The 23,549-nt window shown below is 60.0% G+C and carries 23 protein-coding genes; 11 read left to right on the plus strand and 12 right to left on the minus strand.

Features of this window, described 5'->3' with window-relative positions; translation table 11 throughout:
• The first annotated feature begins 31 nt into the window (after nt 1–31).
• Both CWI75_RS01605 and CWI75_RS01610 read left to right on the plus strand, forming a co-directional pair.
• Nucleotides 32–1,408, plus strand: a complete 1,377-nt coding sequence (locus CWI75_RS01605) for an ATP-binding protein (protein ID WP_146003526.1) — start codon at nt 32–34, stop codon at nt 1,406–1,408.
• Nucleotides 1,401–1,931, plus strand: a complete 531-nt coding sequence (locus CWI75_RS01610; protein WP_241521035.1) for a response regulator transcription factor — start codon at nt 1,401–1,403, stop codon at nt 1,929–1,931. Before CWI75_RS01605 ends, CWI75_RS01610 begins: the two co-directional genes overlap by 8 nt.
• 85 nt (nt 1,932–2,016) lie before the next feature.
• Here the strand turns inward: CWI75_RS01610 and lipB are convergent, their stop codons facing one another.
• The 11 genes from lipB to CWI75_RS01665 form a co-directional block, all read right to left on the minus strand.
• Nucleotides 2,017–2,643, minus strand: a complete 627-nt coding sequence (lipB, locus tag CWI75_RS01615) for a lipoyl(octanoyl) transferase LipB (protein WP_101519710.1) — start codon at nt 2,641–2,643, stop codon at nt 2,017–2,019.
• A gap of 4 nt (nt 2,644–2,647) precedes the next feature.
• Nucleotides 2,648–2,917 (minus strand): YbeD family protein, encoded by a 270-nt coding sequence (locus tag CWI75_RS01620; protein ID WP_101519711.1) that lies wholly within the window; start codon nt 2,915–2,917, stop codon nt 2,648–2,650.
• A gap of 13 nt (nt 2,918–2,930) precedes the next feature.
• Entirely contained in the window at nt 2,931–4,112 is a 1,182-nt protein-coding gene (locus CWI75_RS01625) for a D-alanyl-D-alanine carboxypeptidase family protein (protein WP_101519712.1), read from the minus strand.
• Between the two features lie 70 nt (nt 4,113–4,182).
• On the minus strand, nt 4,183–4,992 hold the full coding sequence (locus tag CWI75_RS01630) for a septal ring lytic transglycosylase RlpA family protein (protein ID WP_101519713.1): 810 nt from the start codon (nt 4,990–4,992) through the stop codon (nt 4,183–4,185).
• Entirely contained in the window at nt 4,989–6,116 is a 1,128-nt protein-coding gene (mltB, locus tag CWI75_RS01635) for a lytic murein transglycosylase B (protein WP_101519714.1), read from the minus strand. The genes CWI75_RS01630 and mltB overlap by 4 nt, the downstream gene beginning before the upstream one ends.
• An 18-nt stretch (nt 6,117–6,134) precedes the next feature.
• A complete protein-coding gene (rodA, locus tag CWI75_RS01640) occupies nt 6,135–7,274 on the minus strand; it encodes a rod shape-determining protein RodA (protein ID WP_101519715.1) in 1,140 nt (379 codons plus the stop codon).
• Nucleotides 7,267–9,114, minus strand: coding sequence for a penicillin-binding protein 2 (mrdA, locus tag CWI75_RS01645; RefSeq protein WP_101519716.1), 1,848 nt, complete (start codon nt 9,112–9,114; stop codon nt 7,267–7,269). Before mrdA ends, rodA begins: the two co-directional genes overlap by 8 nt.
• Nucleotides 9,115–9,150: 36 nt before the next feature.
• Entirely contained in the window at nt 9,151–9,621 is a 471-nt protein-coding gene (rlmH, locus tag CWI75_RS01650) for a 23S rRNA (pseudouridine(1915)-N(3))-methyltransferase RlmH (RefSeq protein WP_101519717.1), read from the minus strand.
• A complete protein-coding gene (gene rsfS, locus CWI75_RS01655; protein ID WP_101519718.1) occupies nt 9,621–9,956 on the minus strand; it encodes a ribosome silencing factor in 336 nt (111 codons plus the stop codon). The genes rlmH and rsfS overlap by 1 nt, the downstream gene beginning before the upstream one ends.
• Before the next feature lie 28 nt (nt 9,957–9,984).
• Nucleotides 9,985–10,653 carry a nicotinate-nucleotide adenylyltransferase gene (nadD, locus tag CWI75_RS01660; protein WP_101519719.1) on the minus strand — a complete coding sequence of 223 codons (669 nt, stop codon included), beginning with the start codon at nt 10,651–10,653 and terminating at the stop codon, nt 9,985–9,987.
• A complete protein-coding gene (locus CWI75_RS01665; RefSeq protein ID WP_101519720.1) occupies nt 10,650–11,903 on the minus strand; it encodes a glutamate-5-semialdehyde dehydrogenase in 1,254 nt (417 codons plus the stop codon). The genes nadD and CWI75_RS01665 overlap by 4 nt, the downstream gene beginning before the upstream one ends.
• A 90-nt stretch (nt 11,904–11,993) precedes the next feature.
• Here CWI75_RS01665 and CWI75_RS01670 point away from each other — a divergent pair, with 90 nt between their 5' ends.
• Nucleotides 11,994–12,635: a 2-hydroxychromene-2-carboxylate isomerase gene (locus CWI75_RS01670; RefSeq protein ID WP_101519721.1), complete on the plus strand. Its 642-nt coding sequence runs from the start codon at nt 11,994–11,996 to the stop codon at nt 12,633–12,635.
• 38 nt (nt 12,636–12,673) lie between these two features.
• Here CWI75_RS01670 and grxD read toward each other — a convergent pair whose 3' ends face one another.
• Complete coding sequence (gene grxD / locus CWI75_RS01675) at nt 12,674–13,003, minus strand: Grx4 family monothiol glutaredoxin (RefSeq protein WP_101519722.1); 330 nt, start codon at nt 13,001–13,003, stop codon at nt 12,674–12,676.
• Between the two features lie 224 nt (nt 13,004–13,227).
• Here grxD and CWI75_RS01680 point away from each other — a divergent pair, with 224 nt between their 5' ends.
• The 8 genes from CWI75_RS01680 (at nt 13,228) to CWI75_RS01715 (ending at nt 23,548) form a co-directional block, all read left to right on the plus strand.
• On the plus strand, nt 13,228–14,394 hold the full coding sequence (locus CWI75_RS01680) for an aspartate aminotransferase family protein (protein WP_241521036.1): 1,167 nt from the start codon (nt 13,228–13,230) through the stop codon (nt 14,392–14,394).
• 32 nt (nt 14,395–14,426) lie between these two features.
• The gene (gene argF, locus CWI75_RS01685) at nt 14,427–15,344 is read left to right on the plus strand and encodes an ornithine carbamoyltransferase (RefSeq protein ID WP_101519723.1); all 918 of its coding nucleotides are present in this window, start codon (nt 14,427–14,429) and stop codon (nt 15,342–15,344) included.
• A 308-nt stretch (nt 15,345–15,652) separates the two neighbouring features.
• Nucleotides 15,653–18,538, plus strand: a complete 2,886-nt coding sequence (locus CWI75_RS01690; protein ID WP_101519724.1) for a ribonucleoside-diphosphate reductase subunit alpha — start codon at nt 15,653–15,655, stop codon at nt 18,536–18,538.
• A gap of 61 nt (nt 18,539–18,599) precedes the next feature.
• On the plus strand, nt 18,600–19,847 hold the full coding sequence (locus tag CWI75_RS01695) for a ribonucleotide-diphosphate reductase subunit beta (protein WP_101519725.1): 1,248 nt from the start codon (nt 18,600–18,602) through the stop codon (nt 19,845–19,847).
• Between the two features lie 69 nt (nt 19,848–19,916).
• Nucleotides 19,917–20,111 carry a hypothetical protein gene (locus tag CWI75_RS01700; RefSeq protein ID WP_101519726.1) on the plus strand — a complete coding sequence of 65 codons (195 nt, stop codon included), beginning with the start codon at nt 19,917–19,919 and terminating at the stop codon, nt 20,109–20,111.
• 191 nt (nt 20,112–20,302) lie between these two features.
• Complete coding sequence (locus tag CWI75_RS01705) at nt 20,303–20,674, plus strand: PA2779 family protein (protein ID WP_101519727.1); 372 nt, start codon at nt 20,303–20,305, stop codon at nt 20,672–20,674.
• A 61-nt stretch (nt 20,675–20,735) separates the two neighbouring features.
• Nucleotides 20,736–21,656: a PA2778 family cysteine peptidase gene (locus CWI75_RS01710; RefSeq protein ID WP_162299964.1), complete on the plus strand. Its 921-nt coding sequence runs from the start codon at nt 20,736–20,738 to the stop codon at nt 21,654–21,656.
• Nucleotides 21,656–23,548: an SLC13 family permease gene (locus CWI75_RS01715; protein WP_101519729.1), complete on the plus strand. Its 1,893-nt coding sequence runs from the start codon at nt 21,656–21,658 to the stop codon at nt 23,546–23,548. The genes CWI75_RS01710 and CWI75_RS01715 overlap by 1 nt, the downstream gene beginning before the upstream one ends.
• Nucleotide 23,549: the final 1 nt, after the last annotated feature.

A 23,549-nucleotide genomic window follows, 5' to 3' on the forward strand; every position in this document is an offset into this window, starting at 1 on the left:
GGACTTGGAAGCCTGCCACCACTGCGGCATATTGCCACTGCCGTCCGACGACCCGTCCCGCTATAATGCGATGGTGGAAACTTCCAGGCCCCTGGCCACTGACTCCGCCTATAGCCCCTCGCTCGCCAACTTGCGCAGCCTGCTGGCGATAAGAGCAATCGCACTGCTGGGCCAGGCTGGCGTACTGGCCTATGTGCTGACGGTGAGTAAAACTACGGCCAGCCTCCGGGGTATGGCTGCCAGCCTGGTCATACTCGCACTGCTCACAGTAGCCAGCCTGTGGTGGAGCACCCGTGCGCGCGATGTGAGCAATCTGCAATTCCTGGCCCAACTCATGGTTGATGTGATCGGCTGGAGTGCCCTGATGTATTACAGCGGTGGTGCCGACAATCCCTTTATTTCCTATTACATCGTGCCGCTTGTGGTGGCAGCCGCAGTCCTGCCCTGGCGTTACACCTGGCTGGTTGCGGCGGCCTCTGTCGGCGCCTACAGCCTGCTATTGTATTTCCGGGTCCCGTTTCCGTTGTTCTCGCCGCATGCGGCAATGGGTCATGCCCAGGGCAGCATTCACAGCCTCGGCATGTGGTTCAACTTCCTCTTCAGCGCCGGCCTGATCACGTTTTTTGTGGTGCGCATGGCGGCCGTACTGCGGGAGCAGGAGGTGAGGGAAATGGAGCGCAGGGAGGATCGTCTGCGTCATGACCAGATTCTCGCGGTCGCCAGCCTGGCGGCGGGCACCGCTCACGAACTGGGTACACCCCTGGCCACGATGACTCTGCTGGTAGAAGAACTGCAGCAGGATGAAAGCCTTGGCAGACAGGCACGGGAGGATATTGAATTGCTGCGCCAGCAATTGCTGCAGTGTCGTGGAACCCTGGCTGAGCTTAGCGATACCGCAGAGTTGTCCGCAGCCGGTGCGCGGCAAGTCAGGGCAACGGATCGTTTTACCCGCACGGTGGTGGAGCACTGGTCGGCGCGACGACCACGGGTGTCCTGTCGAGTGATTATTGCCGGCACCGGGCCGGTGCCGATGATCGCCTTCGACCAGACTCTCCCCCAGGCCCTGGAGAATCTACTCAACAACGCAGCTGATACCGGTTCCGAATCAATAGAAGTGACCGTGAACTGGACCGGGAAAACAGTGCAGATCGCCATTCGGGATCATGGTCCGGGCGTGCAGGAAAGCCTGCTCCGCAGTCTTGGCGCCGGGTCCGACGGACTTGGGACTGCTGCCTTGACAGAGCATCGCGCCGCCCTCCAGAACAGGGGCGGTACGGGGCTGGGCATCGGCTTACTTTTGGCTAGGGCCACCGCCGAGCGCCATGGCGGACAATTGCAACTCGCCAATGCACCCGGAGGCGGTGCCATCGCTACGCTTACGTTACCGGTGGGGGGCGAGGGTGCCTGAGCAACGACGCATATTACTGGTGGATGATGATGCCACCTTCAGCCAGGTGCTGGCACGCGGCTTTGCCCGCCATGGCTTTGAATGCCGGTGCTGTACCAGCGCAGAAGAAGCCCTGGAAAACTGTGCCGGATTTGCACCCACGCACATCCTGCTGGATCTGAACATGCCCGGACAGTCCGGTCTTGCCGCCGTGCCCTCCTTGCGGAGACTGGCGCCGGACGCGGCGCTGGTGATCCTCACCGGCTATTCCAGTATTGCCACAGCAGTGGACGCCATCAAACTGGGCGCCACCCAGTACCTGTGCAAACCCGCAACCGTGGCGGAAATTCTGCTGGCATTCGGCGGCAAACGGCCGGGCAATGAGGTACCGGTGCAACCACACTCCCTGGAACGCCTGGAATGGGAGCATATGCAGCGGGTGCTGAATGAAAACCGGGGCAATATCTCTGCAACCGCTCGCGCCCTGGGTATGCATCGGCGCACGCTGCAGCGCAAGCTGCAAAAACGCCCGGTAAGGCGCTAGCCCATTTCCATGTTCCAGCGCCGGCCACAATAGCTATCCTCATGCCGACCCCGCTGGTACCGGCAGTCGCGCCCGAAACCGGGCGCTACGCGCTAACCGGTGGTAGATTTTCCCCGACAATAGCCAGTAGCCGCTCACCGATAACTGTCATATCCAATGGCGTATCGGGCAAACAGGCCGCCATTGAAGTAACTTCAAGACCGGCGTGACCGCAGGGGTTAATGCGGCGGAAAGGTTCCAGGTCAGGATTCACATTCAGCGCCAGGCCGTGATAACTGCAGCCACGGCGTACCCGCAGCCCCAGCGCCGCGATTTTTGAACCGGCGACGTATACCCCGGGCGCATCGGCTCGCGGAGCTGCCTCGATACCGTATTCCGCCAATAACTGCACCAGGCTCTGCTCAATCAAGGTTACCAGGGCCCGAACCCCCAACTGGCGCCGACGCAAATCGACCAGCAGGTAGAGAACCCACTGTCCGGGGCCATGATAGGTGACCTGGCCCCCCCGGTCCGCCTGGATAACCGGAATACTTCCCGGTGCCAACAGGTGCTCGGTCTTGCCCGCCTGGCCCTGGGTATATACCGGGGGATGCTGCAATAGCCAGAGTTCATCCGTGGTATCGGAGGAGCGAGCGTCGGTGAATTTTTTCATGGCCTCGAAGGTCGCCAGGTAATCCACTTCGCCCAGCACTCTAAAGGCAAGATCTGCCATAGGGTCAGATCACCATTTTTACCAGACCGGTAGCGATGAGGTCCTCGTGCAGGGCCTTGAGCTGGACCGGGCCGGTGGCGGTAATAATGACCGTCATGGCGACAAAGGTTCCTTTACGGCTGTCCCTGGTGGTAATGGTGCCGGGATCAAAGCCCGGCGCATGGCGCTCGAAAACCTCGAGAATCACCGGCCGGAATTCCTGGCAACGGTTTCCCAATACCTTGACCGGGTAGTCACAGGGAAATTCGATTTTCGGGGGCTCCTGTTCACTCATTGGACAACTCCGGTTAAACACTGAACAGGGCGCTGACCCACATTTTGATGCTGTCCCAGATGCGGGCAAAAAAGCCTGCCCGCTCAACCGGTTCAAGAGCGACCACCGGGGCCTCAAACACGAGCTCATCGCCAAGGGTCAGGCGCACCGAACCCAGCTCATCGCCAAGGGCAATCGGGGCAACAAATGTATCCGGCAGCACCAGCTCCGTCTGCAACTGCTCGCGTTGCCCACGAGGCAGGGTTACCCGCGCCGCGTCACGCACACCCAGTGTCACCGTCTGCTGCAATCCTTTCCACACTCGCGGCTCGGCAAGCACTTGTGCGGTGTCAAACAGGTCTACGGTTTCGAAGAAGCGGTAACCGTAATTGAGCAGGCTGCGGGTTTCATTCTTGCGGGCGGTGGCACTGCGGGTACCCAGGACCACGGAGATGAGACGCATCCCATCCCGCTCCGCGGAGGCCACCAACCCGTAACCGGACTCCCGGGTATAACCGGTCTTGATACCGTCAACCGAGGCGTCTTCCCTGAGCAGGCTATTGCGGTTGTACTGGCGAATATCATTGTAGGTAAATTCACGTTCACTATAGAGCGCATAGTGTTCCGGGAAGTTCTCGATCATGGCCGCAGCCAGGGTCGCCAGGTCTCGCGCAGTAACTACCTGGCCCGCCGCGGGCAGGCCATGGGAATTCACGAACACGGAGTTGGTCATCCCCAGTGCCTGGGCATGGCCGTTCATCATATCGGCAAAGGCCTCTTCGTTTCCCGCCAGATACTCCGCCACTGCCACGGTAGCATCGTTGCCGGAAGAGATAATGATGCCCCGTTCGAGATCGTGCAGCGATACGTCCTTGCCCGGCTCTATCCACATCAGAGAGGAACCGGCAAATACCGGATTCTGTGACCATGCGTTGCGGCTGACAGTAACCATATCGTCAGCACTCGCCCGGCCGGACTCGATTTCACTGGCCATTACATAGGCGGTCATCATCTTGGTCAGACTGGCTGGGGGCATTGGTTCATCGGCCTTGTGTTCAACCAGAACACTGCCGGTATCCGCATCAATCAGCAGATAAGCCTCGGCCGCAACCTGCGGTGGTGCCGGCACTATGTCGGCGGCCTTGACTGTTGCGACCTGGGCGGAAGCCACTGAGGTCATGGTGATGAATAGGCTAAAAAATACAAAACGTTTCATAAGAACAGAAAACCTGTAAAAGTAAAAAATAGTCGTGTGTCAACTGGCCATTGCCAGCGCGCCGTTGCTATCACGGCAATAACTGGGCGCCACTGTAACCGCTCGCCTCCAGTTGTTGCTGGACCAGCATTATTTCCTCACTGCTCTCCATGGGACCAATACGCACCCGATAGAGTAATCCATTGCCTGTGTCGACCGGGCTGACCGCCACTGGTAATGTCAATACGGTGGTCAGCTCCTCCCGTAACCGTTGGGCGGCTGTCTCGGAACCAAAGGCGCCGAGCTGCACATACCGATAGCTGCCCAGGGGAGTACCCCGGCGGTCATCAATCCCGGCCAGGTTAATCAACTCGACCTCAACCGGAGCGGTGCCCTGGTCCACAAAACCCAGCTTGGTAGCGGCGCCGTAGGACAAATCAATCAGCCGGTCGCTGTGGAATGGACCCCTGTCATTAACCCGAACCACAATACTGCGGTTGTTGTTAAGGTTTGTCACCCGCACATAGCAGGGAATGGGCAGGGTCTTGTGCGCCGCGGTGGCACCGTAAAGGTCGAATATTTCGCCGTTGGACGTCTTCCTGCCGTCAAATTTTGTGCCGTACCAGGAGGCGATGCCGCGCTCCCGGTAATTGTCGAGGTTCGGCATGATTTGGTAGGTTTTACCCAGCACGGTGTAAGGGCTCAGATTGCCGAGACTGAGGATCGGGTCCGGCCTTGGCACCGCATCCTTTACCTGTTCAGGGCTGATAACAACCCGCGGCGCGCCATCGCTCACGGCGCCGCGCTCCCCCGGGGAAGACGCCGGCGTCGGCCCCCGGGCGGCACAACCTGCGATGACCAGGGCAAAACCCACCAGGCACAATCGCGCCGTGAGGTTCATTGCCCTGCTCCCTGCACTATTCCCCGCGTTACTCCCTGCATTACTCCCTCTGCCAGACGCTGGCTCAATTGATGTACGCTCATGGCATACATGGCGCTGTGGTTATAGCGCGTTATCACATAAAAATTATGCAGCCCGAGCCAGTGTTCGTCACCGTCGGCGCCTTCAAAACGCATGGCCGTTACCTTTGCACCCGGGTCAAGGGGCCTCAAGGGCTGCAACCCGGCCCGGGTAAACTCCTCCACCGTCCTCTCCGGCACAAGTCCGGCGTTAAACCAGTGTTCCGGCACTCCGGGGTCCGGCACCCCGGGGTCCGGGATCCCAGGGTCCGGCACTTTCGGACTTGCCGCGCCTGCTACGTCGCTACCGTGTTGTGCGGCAACTGCAACACCCTCGCCGGATCGCCAGCCGTGGCGCCTGAGATAGTTAGCCACACTACCAATAGCATCCACCGGGTTCCGCCATATATCAATGACACCGTCATCATCAAAATCCACCGCATAACTTCGATAGCTGCTGGGCATGAATTGGCCGTAACCCATGGCGCCGGCGTAGGAACCGTTCAGGCTCAGGGGATCAAGGCCCTGCTCGCGGGTAAGCAGCAGATAGCTCTTCAGTTCCCGGGTAAAAAAGCCGGAGCGGCGGGGGTAATCAAAGGCCAGCGTGGCAAGGGCGTCAATCACCCGGTAATTACCGGTAATGCGTCCGTAATAGGTTTCCACACCCATGATGGCAGCAATAACGGCAGCGGGAACGCCCATCTCGGTTTCCGCGCGTTCCAGGGTGGCGCGGTGCGCCGCATAGAACTGAAGCCCTTCGCGCTCACGCTGCTCCGTCAGGAATATCTGCCGGTATTCGTGCCAGGGCTTGACCTTTTCCGCGGGACGCGCAATGGCCTCAAGAATACGGTCCTGGCGCTGCGCTGAGGCCATGATCTCCAGCAGATAATCACGGTCAAAGCCCGGCTCCGTCGTTTCTTCCTCAACCAGCTGCTCAACCAGCGCAAGCGCAGCGGGATGATCACCATAGCTCACCGAACCCGTCGCCAGCGCAGACCATAAGCCCAGTAACGCCAGACTCCACTTTAACGGCGCTCCCTTAGGGTTCCCATGTGAATTACTCATGCGTTTGCAGCCTCCGGCCTAGTGCAGCAAGCCGCGTTGTTCGGTACTTGCTGCCATCAGCAAACCAAACCCGGCCATTAATGTTACCACCGAAGTGCCACCTGCACTGACCAATGGCAGGGGCACACCGACCACAGGCAGCAGTCCCGCAACCATGCCCATATTAACAAAGACATACACGAAAAAAGTCAGCGTGAGGCTACCGGCAACCATGCGGCCAAAGATCGTACTGGCGGTGAAGCCGATCCAGAAACCCCGCAGGATGATCAGCAGATAAATACCCATCAGCGCCAGCACACCCCGGAGGCCGAATTCTTCCGCCAGCACCGCGATAATAAAATCAGTATGGCTCTCCGGCAGGAAATCCAGTTGCGACTGGGTACCATTGAGCCAGCCCTTGCCCTCCCAGCCGCCGGAGCCAATGGCGGTTTTCGACTGGATGATGTTCCAGCCGGCACCCAGCTTGTCACTTTCCGGATTGAGCAGGGTCAGGATACGCTGCTTCTGGTAGTCCTTGAGCACATATATCCATGCCGGCCATGCGGATAAAAAGACGGCCACCACTACACCGCCGATGTAGCGCCAGCTCAGGCCGGCCATGAACACCACGAAAAGACCACTGGCCGCGATCAACAGGGCGGTACCCAGGTCCGGCTGCGACAGGATCAGTGCCGAGGGTAAAGCAATAAGCGCCAGGCAGGCAGCCACCGAACTGAATCGTGGCGGAAGCGCTCTCGAGGCCAGGTACCATGCCACTGCCAGCGGCATGACCAGCTTCAGGATCTCCGAGGGCTGGAAACGAAAGCCGCCAATATCAAGCCAGCGCTGGGCGCCCTTGGCGCCGACGCCGACAAACATTACCGCCAGCAACAAACCAACGCCCAGCAGGTAAAACCACGGCGCCCAGCGTTGATAGCGCTGTAAATCTATCTGTGCCGCCACGATCATGGCCACATAACCCACCACGAAATATTGTCCCTGGCGCACCACCGCGCCCAGCTGCGTTCCGGATGCGCTGTACAGAACGATCAGCCCGAAACAGGTCAGCATCAGCAGCAGCAATAACAGCGGTACGTCAATGTGTAGCCGCAGTGCCAGGCTGGGGCGCCGGGCGAGGTCGGCACTGGCCTCTGGAAGCTGGCGGACATAATCACCCATCGGCAGGGCTCCGCAGCAACCAGGAATCAAGCACCTTGCGGGCGACCGGCGATGCCGCCGAGGCACCACCGCCGTTTTCAATGATCACCGCTACCGCAATAACAGGTGCTTCGTAAGGTGCAAACGCGATAAACAGGCCGTGATTACGGTGCCGCTCCGCCACCTCTTCCTCAATATACACCGCATTCTGGGCGATACCGATAACCTGCGAAGTGCCGGTTTTGCTGGCGATTTCATAAGGCATACCCTGGCCGATTTTGCGGGCGGTACCCCTGGGACTATGCACTACGGCACGCATGGCCTGGTGAACCGCGGTCCAGTGCTCGTCGTTGGCAGCCATGGTGGTCACCAATGGTGGCGACTGCGCCTCACCCGCGATCGACCGCAGCAGGCGCGGTACTCTCTGTTCTCCCCGGGTTGCCAACACCGCAGTGGCGACGGCCAGCTGCATGGGGGTCGCCAACATGTAACCCTGGCCGATACCGGCACTCAGGGTTTCGCCGGGGTACCAGGGCTGGCCCATGGCATCGCGCTTCCAATCGGTCGATGGCAGTACACCCGGGCGCTCGTTGGTGGTATCCAGGCCGGTGCGCTCACCAAGGCCATAATGCTGTAAATACTCGTGCATGCCGTCGATGGTGAGACGGCGGGCCAGGTCGTAAAAATAGGTATCGCAGGATTCCGCTATCGCCATCTCCAGCGCCACGTGCGGGGCATGCCCGGTGCCACGGATTTTCAGGATCCAGTCGCGGTAGCGCCGGGAATTACCCGGCAAACGGTACCAGCCCGGGTCCGGCACCGTGGTCTCCGTCGTTACCAGGCCGGAACCCAGGCCCGCCATCGCCATCATCGGTTTGATGGTGGATCCCGGTGGATACTGCCCCTGTACCGCGCGGTTAAACAGCGGCATATCCGGTGAATCCCGCAGCAGGCTGTAGTCTGCGCCGCTAATCCCATTGGCAAAGAGGTTCGCATCAAAGCCCGGCGTCGACACCAGCGCCAGCACACCACCGGTTTTGGGGTCGATCGCCACGACGGCACCGCGCTGTTCACCCAGTGCCTCAAACGCAGTCTTCTGCAGGTCAAAATCCAGATGCAGGGTAACATCGGCCCCGGGAACCGGGTCGTGGCGCTCCAGCACCCGCAGTACACGACCGTGGGCGTTGGTTTCCACGTTCTGGTAGCCCACTTCGCCATGCAGCATGTTTTCGTAGAAGTTCTCCACGCCAACTTTCCCTACATGGAAGGTACCCCGGTAATTACGCTCGTCCAGCTGTTGTGACTCCTGCTCATTGATGCGGCCAACATAGCCAATGGCGTGCGCAAACAGTTCCCCGTGCGGATAGTGACGGACCAGCTGCGCATCTACTGTGACACCAGGCAGTCGATGCCGGTTCACCGCCAGCAGTGCTCTTTCTTCCTCGGTGAGGCGAAATCGCAAGGGTACCGGTTCGTAGGGCCTGCGCCGCTGCAGCTTCTGTTGGAAATTTTCCAGATCCGCTCCAGAGATCGGCACCAGTGCCTGCAGCTCCGCCAGGGTTCCCTCCAGGTCAGTTACCCGTTCGCGCACGATGGACAGAATGTGGCTGGGGCGATTATCTGCCAGTAATACACCGTTGCGGTCGTAGATCAGGCCGCGTTTGGGCGGCAGCGGCTGTAGCTGAACCCGGTTGCGTTCCGACTGGGTGCGATAGGTTTCATAGTCATTAATCTGCAGGTCGTAGTAGCGCAGCAGGATGATGGCCAGCAGGGACAGCACGATAAGCACCGCGACCAGGGTGCGGGCGCCATAGATCCCGATTGCCTGGCCGGGGTCTCTGAAAGGAATATGCTGTGCCATGTTGAGCTGTGCCCGATTGGTAACTGCCCGTAACGCCTAGGCGCGATGATACGGGTGGTTGACCGTGATTGTCCAAGCCCTGTAGAGCTGCTCGGCAAGAAGAATCCGCACCAGAGGGTGCGGCAAGGTGAGTGCACTCAGAGACCAGCGGCGCTCTGCCAGGGCAAGGCATTCCGGGGAAAGTCCATCCGGACCACCGATCAGCAGACTGACATTCGCCCCGGACATCTGCCAGGCCGTCAGTTCACGTGCCAGCTGCGGAGTGCTCCAGCTATCGCCTTGCACGTCCAGGGCAACCACCCGGTCACCCGAGGGCACCGCCCTGATTATCTGCTCTCCTTCCCGGGCGCGCAGCTGTTCCGGTTTGCTGTCGCTACCACGGCGAGCCAATGATAATTCGCGCCACTCCAGCCGCAGATCCCTGGGCAGGCGCTTGCCGTATTCCGCCACGCCCTCTTTTACCCAGCCGGGCATTTTGCCACCTACAGTGATGACCGTCAGTCGCATCAGGCCTCCGGGCGAACATCAACCCAAAGCCGCTCCAGATCATAAAAAGCCCGGGTTTCCGGTAGCATCACGTGAACCACGATATCGCCAAAATCCACCAGCACCCACTCGCCGGTATCATCGCCCTCAACGCCCAATGGCCGCATGCCCTGCTTCTTCGCTTCCATGCAGACATTGTTCGCCAGCGATTTTACGTGTCGGCTGGAGGTGCCACTGGTAATAACCAGGTAATCCATGACGTCAGTCAACTCGGTGACGTCCAGGGTGACGGTGTCTACCGCCTTGAGATCATCAAGAGCATCGATGACCAGTTGTTTCAGAGCGTCAGCTTCCATCCAGGTTTAATCTCTCCGGGTCTTGGGGTTAATGATCAGCATCGGTATAGAGCTGAAATTTTTCAATATAATCGAGCACGGGATCAGGCAGCAGGTAACGGGACGAGCGGCCCGCCCGGCGTAGATCGCGTATCTCGGTTGAGGAAATGGCGAGCTGCCGCAATTCCAGCAGCAAAACACCTCCCGCTGGCGCCTGGCCCAGGCTGGCGGCGTCCGCCAGCCGATGTTGCCGCTGCCAGTCGGCGATAGTACCACTTTCGGGAAACTGCCATCCCGGGCGGGCAATGACAACGATATGTGCGAAATCCAGCAATTCCTGCCAGCGGTGCCAACTTTCCAGCCCGAGCACCGCATCGCAGCCCATCACCAGGCACAAGCTGCGAGCGGCGCCATATTCGGCGCGCAGCTCCACCAGGCTGTCGATACTCCACGAGGGGCCGCTGCGGGCCAGCTCCCGACGATCACACACCAGGTGGGATTCGCCGGCGACTGCCAGCGCCACCATATCGGCCCTGCGTTCGGCCGGGCAGCCAGGCGCCTCCCGGTGCGGCGGCAGTGCGCTGGGCATCAGGTGCAGGCGCTCAAGCCCGAGCAGCTCAACCAGCTCGATCGCGGAACGCAAATGGCCATGATGAATCGGGTTGAAGGTACCACCAAATATGGCAATCGGCCGGTCTGTCGGGGTAGTGACGGTCAACGGCGGACCTGCCCCTCGCCGAAAACCACGTATTTACGTGATGTCAGCCCCTCCAGCCCAACCGGGCCGCGGGCATGCAGCTTGTCTGTGGAGATACCGATCTCCGCGCCCAGTCCATACTCGAAACCATCGGCAAAGCGGGTCGAGGCGTTGATCATGACGGAGCTTGAATCCACCTCTCGCAGGAAACGCATCGCATTGGCATGATCCCGGGTGACAATACTGTCAGTGTGTCGGGAGCCGTAGTGGTTGATATGGTCCATGGCCTCGTCGAGGCCCTCGACGACGCGCACCGCGAGCACCGGCGCGAGATATTCTTCAAACCAGTCCTGCTCCACCGCCGGAAGCATATCCGGCACAACCGTGCGACAGCGCTCGCAGCCGCGCAGTTCAACGCCGGCGGCACGCAGCGCAGTCGCCAGCTCGGGCAACAGCGCCGTTTCAGCTGCGGCCACCAGCAGGGTCTCCATCGTATTACAGGTGCCATAGCGATGGGTCTTGGCATTGATGGCGATTTCCAGTGCCATCCGGTGATCGGCACCCGCATCGATATAAACATGACAGACACCATCGAGATGCTTGATCACCGGCACCCTGGCTTCGCGGCTGACTCGCTCAATGAGGCTTTTGCCGCCCCGGGGAACGATGACATCAACAAACTCGGCCATGGTAATCAGTGCGCCGACCGCCTCCCGGTCGGCGGTGTCGACCACCTGGACCGCCGTAGCCGGCAGGCCCGAGGCCTCCAGGCCCCGGGAAATGCAGGAGGCTATGGCGCAATTGGAGGCCAGCGCCTCGGAGCCGCCGCGGAGGATAGTCGCATTACCGGATTTCAAACACAGGCTCGCAGCCTCGACCGTTACATTCGGGCGCGATTCATAGATGATGCCTATAACACCCAAAGGCACTCGCATGTGCCCGACCCGGATGCCACTGGGCATGGTATTAACGTCACTGATGCTACCGACGGGGTCGGGTAACGCCGCCACCTGGCGCAAGCCCTCGAGCATGGCGTCGATTCGCACGGGGGTAAGCTCCAGCCGGTCCAGCAAGGCCGGGTCCAGGCCGCTCTCACGACCGCGGGCAAGATCATCCGCGTTCGCGGCGGCAAGCTGCGCGCGGGATTCGTCCAGGGCCGCTGCCACCGCCAACAGGGCAGCATTGCGCTGGGCAGTCGACGATGCCGCCACTTGCCGCGCTGCGATCCGGGCACCCTGGCCCACACCCCGCATGTACTGCTCAATACTCATTCAACCTGCCTGACGTTCTCGCAACGCGGGATTATACCTGAAGCCCGGGGCGCATGTGCTAAGCTGCAACGCAAAAAGAACGGAGGCTTCATGAGCATCACACCCAAACTCGAATTCTTTTACGATTGCTCCAGCCCCTGGACCTATCTCGCCTTCTCCAGAATAGTGCCCCTTGCCAGCCGGCTGCAGGTGCCCATTATCTGGCGACCCATCCTGGTGGGCGGCGTATTCAATGCCGTTAATCGTGAATTGTATGCCGCGCGGGAAAAAATGTTCGCAAATCCCCGGCGCCTGGCCCACTACCAGAAAGACCTGAAGGACTGGGCGGACCTCTGCGGCCTGCGGATCAACCACCCGGACGTGTTCCCCGTCAATTCCGCATACGCCATGCGCGGTGCCCTCTACGCCGCGGAGCAAGGCAAGCTGGTGGCCTGGTCCAAGGCCGTGTTTACCGCCTACTGGGGAGATAACCGGGATATTTCAGACCCCACCGTACTGGCCGCCCTTGCCACTGACCTTGGCCTCGACGCCACTGCCCTGGTGGCGGCAACTGGCGACCCCGCCTTCAAAGCCCGCCTGCGCGAAAACACCGACGAACTGGTTGCCAGGGGCGGCTATGGTTCACCGACCCTGTTCATCAATGACGATGACCTGTATTTCGGCAATGACCGCTTGCCAGTGGTGGAACACCGCCTGCAGCAATTGCTGGCCAACCAGGGAAAGACTTCATAATGTACGAATCCCGCTGATACTCTCAACGGCAACCTGCATTAACTCGCGCTTTGGGTCGCCGCCGCTTCCTTCACCAGGGTTTGCAGTTCACCGCTTTCCGCCATTTCCATAATGATATCGCAGCCACCGATCAACTCACCCTTGACCCACAGCTGGGGAAAGGTCGGCCAATTGGCGTATTTGGGAAGGCTTGCCCTGATATCCGGGTTACTCAGAATATCCACATAGGCAAAGCGCTCGCCACAGGCCATGAGCGCCTGCACCGTCTGCGCGGAGAAGCCACACTGTGGCTGGTTGGGCGAACCCTTCATGTACAAGAGGATGTCGTTGCCCGCAATTTGCTCTTTGATCGTCTCGATAGTGTCCATTGTGTTTCCAGCCTGTATTGTCGATGGTGGTGAGACCGTAAATGAACCTGTAAGTTTAACTGATTTCTGTGTAAAACGCAGGTTTGGCACTGGCCCGCGACAAGCTGCCATAGACACGGCCGATGTCTGGGGAGAGTCATTGCCAAGCACCCCCGATACCGCTATTATTCACCCCTTATCAGGCAGCTACCGCTGCCTTTTTGCGTTTTACAGGGAGCGTGACCGTGTCGGCATTGATGCAAACCTATGCCAGGTTGCCCGTGACTTTCAGTCACGGGGAGGGCACTTATTTGTACGACACCGCGGGGCGGCGCTATCTGGATGCACTATCGGGCATCAGCGTAACCAATCTCGGCCACGCCCATCCGACGGTTACCGCTGCCATCCAGGAGCAGGCCGGGCGCCTGCTCCACACTTCCAATCTCTACCATATCGCCACCCAGGATGCGCTGGCTGAAGCACTGACCCGGGTAGCCGGAATGGACCGGGTATTTTTCGGCAACTCCGGCGCCGAGGCCAACGAGGCCGCGATCAAGCTTGCTCGCCTGTACGGGCATCAGCGAGGCCGTAAAAAGCCCGCCATTATTGTGTTTGAAGGCGCCTTCCACGGACGCACCCTGGCGACCCTGAGCGCCACCGGTAACCGCAAGATCCAGGCGGGATTTGAACCACTGGTCAGCGGCTTCATTCGCGCGCCCTTCAACGACCTGGCCGCGGTGCAGCAAATAGCTCGCAACAATCCCGATGTGGTCGCGGTGCTGGTAGAGCCGATCCAGGGTGAAGGCGGCATCCGCGTTGCAGACCCCGCATTCATGCACGGTCTGCGGGCCCTGTGTGACCAGCACCAGTGGCTACTGATGCTTGACGAGGTGCAGTGTGGCAACGGTCGCAGCGGTCATTATTTTGCCTGCCAGGGTATGGAGTTGACACCGGACATCATCACCACAGCCAAAGGTCTCGCGAACGGCGTACCCATTGGCGCGTGTCTCGCCCGCGGCCCGGCCGCCGAGGTATTTACCGCCGGCCACCACGGCTCAACCTATGGCGGCAACCCACTGGCCTGTGCCGCGGGCCTGGCAGTCGTTAATACCATTACCGGCGAACAGCTTGCGCCCCGCGCCACGGCGGCGGGCGCCTATCTGCGCCAACAACTTGAGGAAGGACTGGCCGGCCACCCCGGGCTGGTGGAAATCCGCGGGCGCGGCCTGATGATCGGCATCCAGTTGCGACGCGACTGCGGCGAACTGGTCGCCAAAGCCCTGCAGGCGGGCCTGCTGATCAATGTCACCGCGGCCAATACGATTCGCCTGCTGCCGCCGCTGACCATCAGTGACCCGGAACTCGATGAACTGGCCTCAGGCCTTATCACCCTGATCCGGGAATTCGACTGACACCCCCGATTACCGCTTGGCAGGAACCGAACATGGCCTCACCCCGGCACTTTTTGACCCTACTGGATTTTACTCCCGCTGAACTGCAGGCCCTGCTTGCCCGCGCCAGCGAGATGAAAAAGGCGCATCGCGCCGGACAGGATCAGCGCGAATTCCCCGGCAAAGTGCTGGGGATGATTTTCGCCAAGTCGTCAACCCGCACCCGGGTCTCATTTGAGGCCGGCATGGCCCAGCTGGGCGGTCACGCCATGTTCCTGTCTCCCCAGGACACCCAGCTTGGACGCGGTGAACCCATTGAGGACAGCGCCAGGGTAATCTCCTCCATGGTCGATATCGTCATGATTCGCACCTTCGGCCACGATATTGTGGAGCGCTTTGCCGAGTACTCCTCGGTGCCGGTGATCAATGCCCTCACCGATGACTATCACCCGTGCCAGCTACTGGCGGATATGCAGACCTGGCAGGAGCACCGCGGCCCCATGGCGGGGAAAACCGCCTGCTGGGTAGGTGATGGCAACAACATGTGCCAGTCCTATATCAATGCCGCCCGTCAGTTTGATTTTAAGCTGCGCATTGCCTGCCCCCCGGGGTTCGAGCCCGGGACGGCATTGCTGGAAGCCAATCGCGACAGGGTGACACTGACCCACGACCCGATAGCGGGTGTTCGCGGCGTCGACCTGGTGGTAACGGACGTCTGGGCCTCCATGGGCCAGGAAGCGGAGCAGAAAACCCGGGCACGCCAGTTTGCGCCTTACCAGGTGAATGCCGAGCTGATGCGACACACCGCAGAGAATTCGCTGTACATGCACTGCCTGCCGGCTCATCGCGGTGAGGAAATCAGCGCCGGGTTGATGGATGCAGCCGATAGCATCATCTGGGATGAGGCCGAGAATCGCCTGCACGCCCAGAAGGCACTGATGGAGTTTCTGCTGCTGAACCAGCGCGCTTGAAGAGCGCGCCAAGTCTTAATAACCAGACCCTATATAGGGCCCTCTTTTTATGAGAAATAAATCGATAGAGACCTGATCCGGTCTTTGCCGACGGCCTTTTACCAACGAGTTAGGCTAGCTGCGGGCTGCAGGGTAAGTGCCTGCAGACCTGACACTCTACGCACAAGTTATCCACAACATAAACCCAGCCTTTCGCCCTTGCAATGCCCCTCTCATCGCATTATCTTGTGCCCAACAGCGGTTGGCACCCCCATATATGGGGTTTCCCACAACAATAAGCCCATCAGCGCTACTTCAACGGAGCACACATGCAAGCAGACACTACCCAGCCCGTCAGTGGCGCAGCAGTCACTGGGTCACATGCGGAAGATTACCCGGTCAGCGGCAACATTGCCGCCACCGCGCCCGGCAAGCTGCGCGTCATCAAACGTAACGGTACCGTTGTGCCCTTCGAGGAAAGCAATATCTCGGTCGCCATCACCAAGGCCTTCCTGGCTGTGGAGGGCGGTACTGCCGCTGCCTCAAGTCGCATTCATGAAACCGTGGCCAAACTGACCGACCAGGTCGCGAACACTTTCCGCCGCCGCATGCCCTCGGGCGGCACCCTTCATATCGAGGACATCCAGGACCAGGTAGAGCTGTCCCTGATGCGCGCCGGTGAGCACAAAATTGCCCGCGACTATGTCATTTACCGTGAGGAGCAGGCCCGCAAGCGGGCCGCCAGAAAGGCGTTATCCCCCGCCACCCAGGAAGCGGCCGGACAGATCACCGTCGTCCAGCCCGATGGCAGCCGGGCACTGTTGGACCTGGAGCGTCTGCACACCATTGTTACCGAAGCCTGCGCCAACCTCTCCGATGTCAGTGCCAGCCAGATTCTCGACGAGGCACTGCGCAATCTGTACGACGGCGTTACGGCGGCCGAACTCAGCACCTCGCTGGTGATCACCGCCCGTACCATGATCGAAAAAGAGCCCAATTATACCTACGTCGCTGCACGCCTGTTATGCGATAACCTGCGGGCAGAAGCACTGGGGTTCCTCGGGATCGCCCACCTGGCCACCCAGGCAGACATGACCGAACTCTACGCGCGCGCCCTGCCCGCCTACATCGAGCGCGGCATTGAACTCGAATTGCTGGACCCGGCCCTGCGCGCCTATGATATGGACCGGCTGGGCCAGGCACTGCTGCCCGACCGCGACCTGCAGTTCACTTATCTCGGGCTGCAAACCCTGTACGATCGCTACTTTATCCACAGCAATGATGTCCGCATTGAACTGCCCCAGCTGTTTTTCATGCGCGTGGCGATGGGCCTGGCGAACCAGGAAGATGATCGCAATGCACGCGCCATTGAGTTTTATGAGCTGCTGTCGTCCTTTGATTACATGAGTTCCACCCCAACCCTGTTCAACGCGGGCACGCTACGTCCGCAGTTGTCCTCCTGCTACCTGACCACGGTGCCGGATGACCTTTACGGTATTTACGGTGCCATCCAGGACAACGCCATGCTGTCCAAGTTCGCCGGTGGCCTTGGCAACGACTGGACCCCGGTACGTGCCCTGGGTGCCTATATCAAGGGCACTAATGGCAAATCCCAGGGGGTGGTGCCCTTCCTCAAGGTCGTAAACGATACCGCGGTCGCCGTAAACCAGGGTGGCAAGCGCAAGGGCGCCGTATGCGCCTACCTCGAAACCTGGCACATGGATATCGAGGAATTTGTCGAGTTGCGCAAGAACACGGGCGATGATCGCCGTCGCACCCATGACATGAATACCGCCAACTGGGTCCCCGACCTGTTCATGAAGCGGGTGTTTGACGACGGTGAATGGACGCTGTTCTCGCCCAATGACGTACCCGATCTGCACGACCTCTACGGCAGTGCCTTTGAAGAGCGCTATGCCTTTTACGAAGAAAAGGCCCGCTGCGGCGAGTTGAAGGTGCACAAAACCGTTCGGGCACAGAACCTCTGGCGCAAGATGCTGGCAATGCTGTTCGAGACCGGCCATCCATGGATGACCTTCAAGGACCCCTGCAACCTGCGTTCTCCGCAGCAGCATGTGGGTGTGGTGCACTCGTCCAACCTGTGCACCGAAATCACCCTCAACACCAGTGCCGATGAAATCGCAGTGTGCAACCTGGGCTCCATCAACCTGCCCCAGCACGTCGACGAAAACGGCCTCAACCTCGACAAACTGCAAAAGACGGTCCGCACTGCGGTGCGCATGCTCGACAACGTTATCGACATCAATTACTACTCGGTGCCCCAGGCGGAGCGCTCCAATTTCCGTCATCGGCCAGTAGGCCTGGGCCTGATGGGCTTCCAGGATGCACTGTACAAGCAGCACATCGCCTACAGCTCCGACCAGGCGGTCGCCTTTGCCGATCGTTCAATGGAAGCCATCAGCTACTACGCCATCGATGCCTCCAGTGCACTGGCCGCGGAGCGCGGCAGCTATTCCAGCTACGAAGGGTCACTGTGGAGCCAGGGCATTTTCCCCATCGATTCCCTGGATATCCTGATACAACAACGCGGTGCCGATTATATCCAGGTAGACAAGAGCGAAACGCTGGACTGGCCGGGTCTGCGCGCGCTGGTGAAAACCCGGGGCATGCGCAACTCGAATATCATGGCCATTGCACCCACCGCGACCATTGCCAACATCACCGGTGTGTCCCAGTCCATTGAGCCGACCTACCAGAACCTGTACGTCAAGTCGAACCTGTCCGGCGAGTTCACCGTTGTTAACCCCTATCTGGTCAACGACCTCAAGGACCGCGGCCTTTGGGACGGGGTAATGGTCAATGACCTCAAGTACTACGATGGCAGTGTGCAGGCAATCGATCGGGTGCCGCAGGACCTCAAGGCCATCTACGCCACCGCCTTTGAGGTAGAGCCGCGCTGGCTGGTGGAAGCGGCCAGCAGGCGCCAGAAATGGATAGACCAGGCCCAGTCACTGAACCTGTACATCAATAACGCCAGCGGCAAGAAGCTGGACATTACGTACCGGATGGCCTGGTACAGTGGGCTTAAAACCACTTATTACCTGCGTTCACTGGCTGCCACCGGCACGGAGAAATCAACCATCAGTACCGGTAACCTGAACAAGGTGTCCTCGGGAGGGCAACAGCCGGCAGGCCCCGCGCCGGTGCCCGCGGCCTGCTCTCTGGATGACCCGGACTGTGAGGCCTGCCAGTAGGCGGAACGCCACACCACACCGATCAGCATCAGGACCACAGCAAGTAAAGGGACAAGACATCATGTTAAGTTGGGATGATTACCACAACGACGATACCGCCAGCACCGCCCCGCCGCCGGTCGAGAAACCTGTTGCAGCCGCACCTGCCGTCGCGGCAGAGCCTGCACCCGCCGCCGCCATGGCAGCACACGCGCCGGTTGAAGCGGAAACCGCGGAGAACATCGCCGCAGCGGCCAGGGCTCTGGCGGCACTGGACATTGCCGCGGGCATCGAAGAACTGGAGATGGGCGCCGCACGGGTTTCGGTGGATGAAAAGGCAATGATCAATTGCCGTGCCGACCTCAACCAGCTGGTGCCCTTCAAGTATGACTGGGCCTGGCAGAAGTACCTGGACGGGTGCGCCAATCACTGGATGCCCCAGGAAATCAACATGACCGCGGATGTCGCTACCTGGAAAAATCCGGAAGGCCTGTCCGACGACGAGCGCCGAATCATCATGCGCAGTCTCGGCTATTTTTCCACGGCCGACTCCCTGGTAGCCAACAATCTGGTACTGGCCATCTACCGCTTGATCACCAACCCGGAATGCCGCCAGTACCTGCTGCGCCAGGCCTTCGAAGAAGCCATTCACACCCATGCTTACCAGTATTGCATTGAATCCCTGGGTATGGACGAGGGCGCTGTGTTCAACATGTACCGGGAAGTGCCCTCGGTCGCCAAAAAAGCCGCCTGGAGCATGAGCCAGACTCATGAGATTTCAGACCCCACCTTCAACACCGGCACCACCGTCAACGACCAGATCCTGCTGCGCAACCTGATCGCTTTCTACGCTGTCACCGAAGGTATCTTCTTCTACTGCGGCTTTACCCAGATTTTGTCCATGGGCCGCCGCAACAAAATGACCGGGGTCGCCGAGCAGTTCCAGTACATTCTGCGAGACGAGTCCATGCACCTCAATTTTGGCATTGATGTCATCAACCAGATCAAACTGGAAAACCCCCACCTCTGGACCGACAAATTCCAGCAGGAAGCGATCCTGATGATTCTGGAGGGCACCCAGCTTGAAATCGAATACGCACGAGACACGATGCCGCGCGGAGTGCTCGGGATGAACGCATCAATGATGGAAGAATATCTGCAGTTTATTGCCAATCGCCGCCTGTCGCAGCTTGGCCTGCCGGAGCAGTTCCCCGGGGTCCAGAACCCTTTCCCCTGGATGTCTGAAATCATGGATCTGCGCAAGGAAAAGAACTTCTTCGAGACACGCGTTATCGAGTACCAGACCGGGGGCGCGCTGAACTGGGATTAAATCATAACAATCCTCGCCGCTACGCTGCGGTTGGGGCGAGCACCCGAGGGAGTACCAGGAGGCACTACTATGGATAATCATGAAAAAGACGCCAAAGATACCGAAACGGTACTCATGGCCCTGGACCAGATCAGCCAGACCATCGATGTCATGAACAGTGTTGTCGGGCGCCTGCGCACCCACGTTCAGCAGCAGGATGCGCTCGCGGCCGGCAAACAGGATGAACTGCAAGCAGAAATGCGCGGCAATCGGATACTCCACTAACTCCGGTCGCTTCGGTACCGCCCTGGGAATACAGCATAAATGCCGTATTCCCACGGGCTACTCGCTTCCCAAGCAATGACTTCGCCTGTAGACTCCTGTTAGCCCTATCGCGGACTGGTCAGCTTTTTGTCCAAGTGGCAGGAAGCGCCTGTAGTTTCTGCCAAACATCCGATAATTAAAGAGAGTATTCCATGTTTACTTCGCGAGTTTTGATTTTCCTGCAAGTCCTGGTCTTTACCATTGTCAGCACCGTGGGTACTGCCCATGCCGCCGTTATCAGCAACAGCGATCACTTTGTCCAGACCGAACGCCAACAGCAGCTGGCGAAAGTTGAGTCACTGTTCGCACGCGACGTAGTACAGCAACAACTGGTGACATTGGGCGTCAGCCCGGCAGATGCCATGGCAAGAGCGGCGGCGTTGTCCCCGGCGGAACTCACCATGCTGGCCCAACACATGGACGAACTGCCTGCCGGCGGTATACTCGGTGTTCTTGGTGTGGTGTTGGTGGTATTGATTGTCCTGGAACTTCTTGACGTTACCAACGTGTTCTCCGGTCTGTAGCAGTCGTCTGAGACCATTTCTCTGGCTAGCCCTCGCCCTGCTGGCGGGGTGTACTGCCACATTGCCGCCTGCGCCTGACATACCGGCGACAGAGCTGTCCGCAGTACCCTTTTTTGCCCAGGAAGACTACCAGTGCGGCCCCGCCGCACTGGCTACCGTGCTCTCCTGGAGCGGCGTGACCATCACCACCGATGAACTCAACCGGCAGGTTTACCTGCCTGGCCGCGAAGGTAGCCTGCAACTGGAGCTGGTGGCGGCAAGCCGACGGGCGCAACGTCTACCGTTTATCCTGACAGCAACGCCCCAGGCCCTGTTCACCGAACTGGCTGCGGGTCATCCGGTGCTGGTCTTACAGAACCTTGCTATCAGCGCCCTGCCTCAGTGGCACTATGCGGTGGTTGTCGGCTACGATCCGCAACGACAGCGGGTACTGCTGCGCTCCGGCACGCAAGAGCGTCGGTGGGAGTCCTACACCCGCTTTATGGCCAGCTGGCGAAGGGGCGCCTACTGGGCCATGGCCATTTTACCACCCGGCCAACTGCCGGCCAGCATCAGTGCCGACAGTGCGGCGATAGAGATCGCCAGAAATGAACCCTTGCTTGCGCCCGACACTACCCTGCAGGCCTGGGAAGGAGCGCTGGCGCGCTGGCCCGACCACCCCGACATTGTCTTCGGTACCGCTAATGCACGCCGCCAGGCAGACGCATTGCCCTCGGCGGCTCACCTGTATAATCGGCTGCTGGAACACAACCCGGCGCACCTTGCCGCGCGCAATAACTTTGCCGATTTGCTGCTGCATGCCGGGTGCCCGCATGCAGCGCAGGCCATCATCGCCCCCGCCCTGGCGACAACAGCGAATTTACCGCCGGCCATTGCCGCCACCCTGGGCAGTACAGCAGCAGACATAACACGCCGACAAACTGTAACAGCAGCCGCCGACCCCGATTCCTGCCTGAGTCTCACCGACACGGCACCGCGCTGATGACGACCGAGCAGATCCTTATACTCGGGATCCTTCTCGCCACAGTAATGATGTTTTTCTGGGGACGGTGGCGCCACGATATGGTTGCCCTTGGTGCCCTGCTGGCCTGTGTGCTTGGCGGGCTTATCGATCCCGCCAATGCCTTTGCCGGCTTTGGCCACCCGGCGGTTATCACTGTCGCCTGCGTCCTGGTACTGAGCCGGGGTTTGCAGAGCTCCGGCGCGGTGGATGTTCTCGCCCGGTACGTATTACCCGCAAAGGGTGGCATGGTGCTGAGCCTGACCGCACTGGTGGGCCTTGGGGCCGCACTGTCGGGGTTCATGAATAATGTGGGCGCAATGGCACTACTCATGCCGGTTGCCATGCAGATGTCAAAGCGCTTTGAGCTGCCGCCCGGGCGTATATTGATGCCTCTTGCATTCGGTACCATTCTCGGCGGCATGACTACCATGATAGGTACCCCGCCGAACCTGATTGTCGCTGGTTATCGCGCGGAGGCAACCGGGGGCAGCGGTTTTGCCATGTTCGACTTCGCCCCGGTGGGACTTTCGGTGGCGGTTGTCGGGGTATTGTTCGTGGTACTGGTTGGCTGGCGCCTGGTCCCGGCGCGCAAACAACAGGGCCCTTCGGATTTTGAAACGGGCGCCTACCTGACCGAGGCGCGGGTATCCGCACGCAGCAAGGCAGCGGGTATGACCCTGCGCGCCGTGGAATCCGAGCTTGATGAGGCCGGCGCACAGGTTGTGGGCCTGGTACGCAACGAGGTCAGGCTTACTGCGCCCCACCCCACACGCAGGGTGCGCGAAGGTGACATTCTGGTCATTGAGGCTGAGGTTGATGCCCTGGTGGATGTATTGTCGCGGCTGGGGCTGAAACTGGAGGAATCGGTTAAGCCCACCTCCTCTGAAGCGGATGAGGAATCTGCACAGCCCGAGACGCCCGAAACGATCCAGGCACAGAGAAATACGGCACAGGATTCCGCTGAGCCGGACTCCGTACAGGACGACGACAAAGAAGAGGAGCCCAGTGGTGACGAGGAAATCGTACTGGTAGAGCTGGTGGTACTGCCAGCCGCCCTGATCGCCGGGAGTTCCGCCAGTGATATTCAGCTGCGCAGCCGCTACGGACTTAACCTGCTGGCCATTTCCCGGGAAGGCCGACGCACCAGAAGCCGGCTACGCACCCTGAAAATTCGCCCGGGAGACCTTTTGCTGATGCAGGGCCCCACACCCGCAATCGCGGAATTTGCCACTGACTCAGGCTGCGTACCACTGGCGGAAAGAGAGCTGCGCATTCCGAATCCGCGCAAGGCGCTGATGGCGAGTGTGATCATGGCGCTGGCGGTCGGAGGCGCGGCTTTCGGGCTGTTGCCGGCGGCGATTTCGTTCGCGTTCGGGGTACTGGCATCAATGGTGACGCGCACAGTACCGCCGCGCACCGTGTACGAAGCCATCGACTGGCCGGTAATTGTCTTGCTGGCCGCCCTGATACCGGTGGCGGGCACCATGGCAAGTACCGGTACCGCCGACCTGATCGCACATTTTCTGCTCACCACCGTCGCCCAGGGCCATGCGGTGGTGGTACTGACCTTGATCCTGGTGGTCACCATGTTTCTTTCGGACCTGATGAACAACGCGGCCACCGCCGCGGTTATGTGCCCCATTGCGCTGGGTACTGCCGCCGCCCTCGGGGTCAATCCCGACTCGTTCCTGATGGCGGTTGCCATAGGGGCCTCCTGCGCTTTCCTCACGCCAATCGGCCACCAGAACAACACCCTCATTCTGGGGCCCGGCGGCTTCCGTTTTGGTGATTACTGGCGTCTCGGCCTGCCCCTGGAATTGCTCGTGGTGGGCATAAGTGTGCCCCTGTTGCTTGTGGTGTGGCCCCTTTAGG

Source organism: Kineobactrum sediminis (assembly GCF_002868715.1).
GTDB classification, from domain to species: domain Bacteria; phylum Pseudomonadota; class Gammaproteobacteria; order Pseudomonadales; family Halieaceae; genus Kineobactrum; species Kineobactrum sediminis.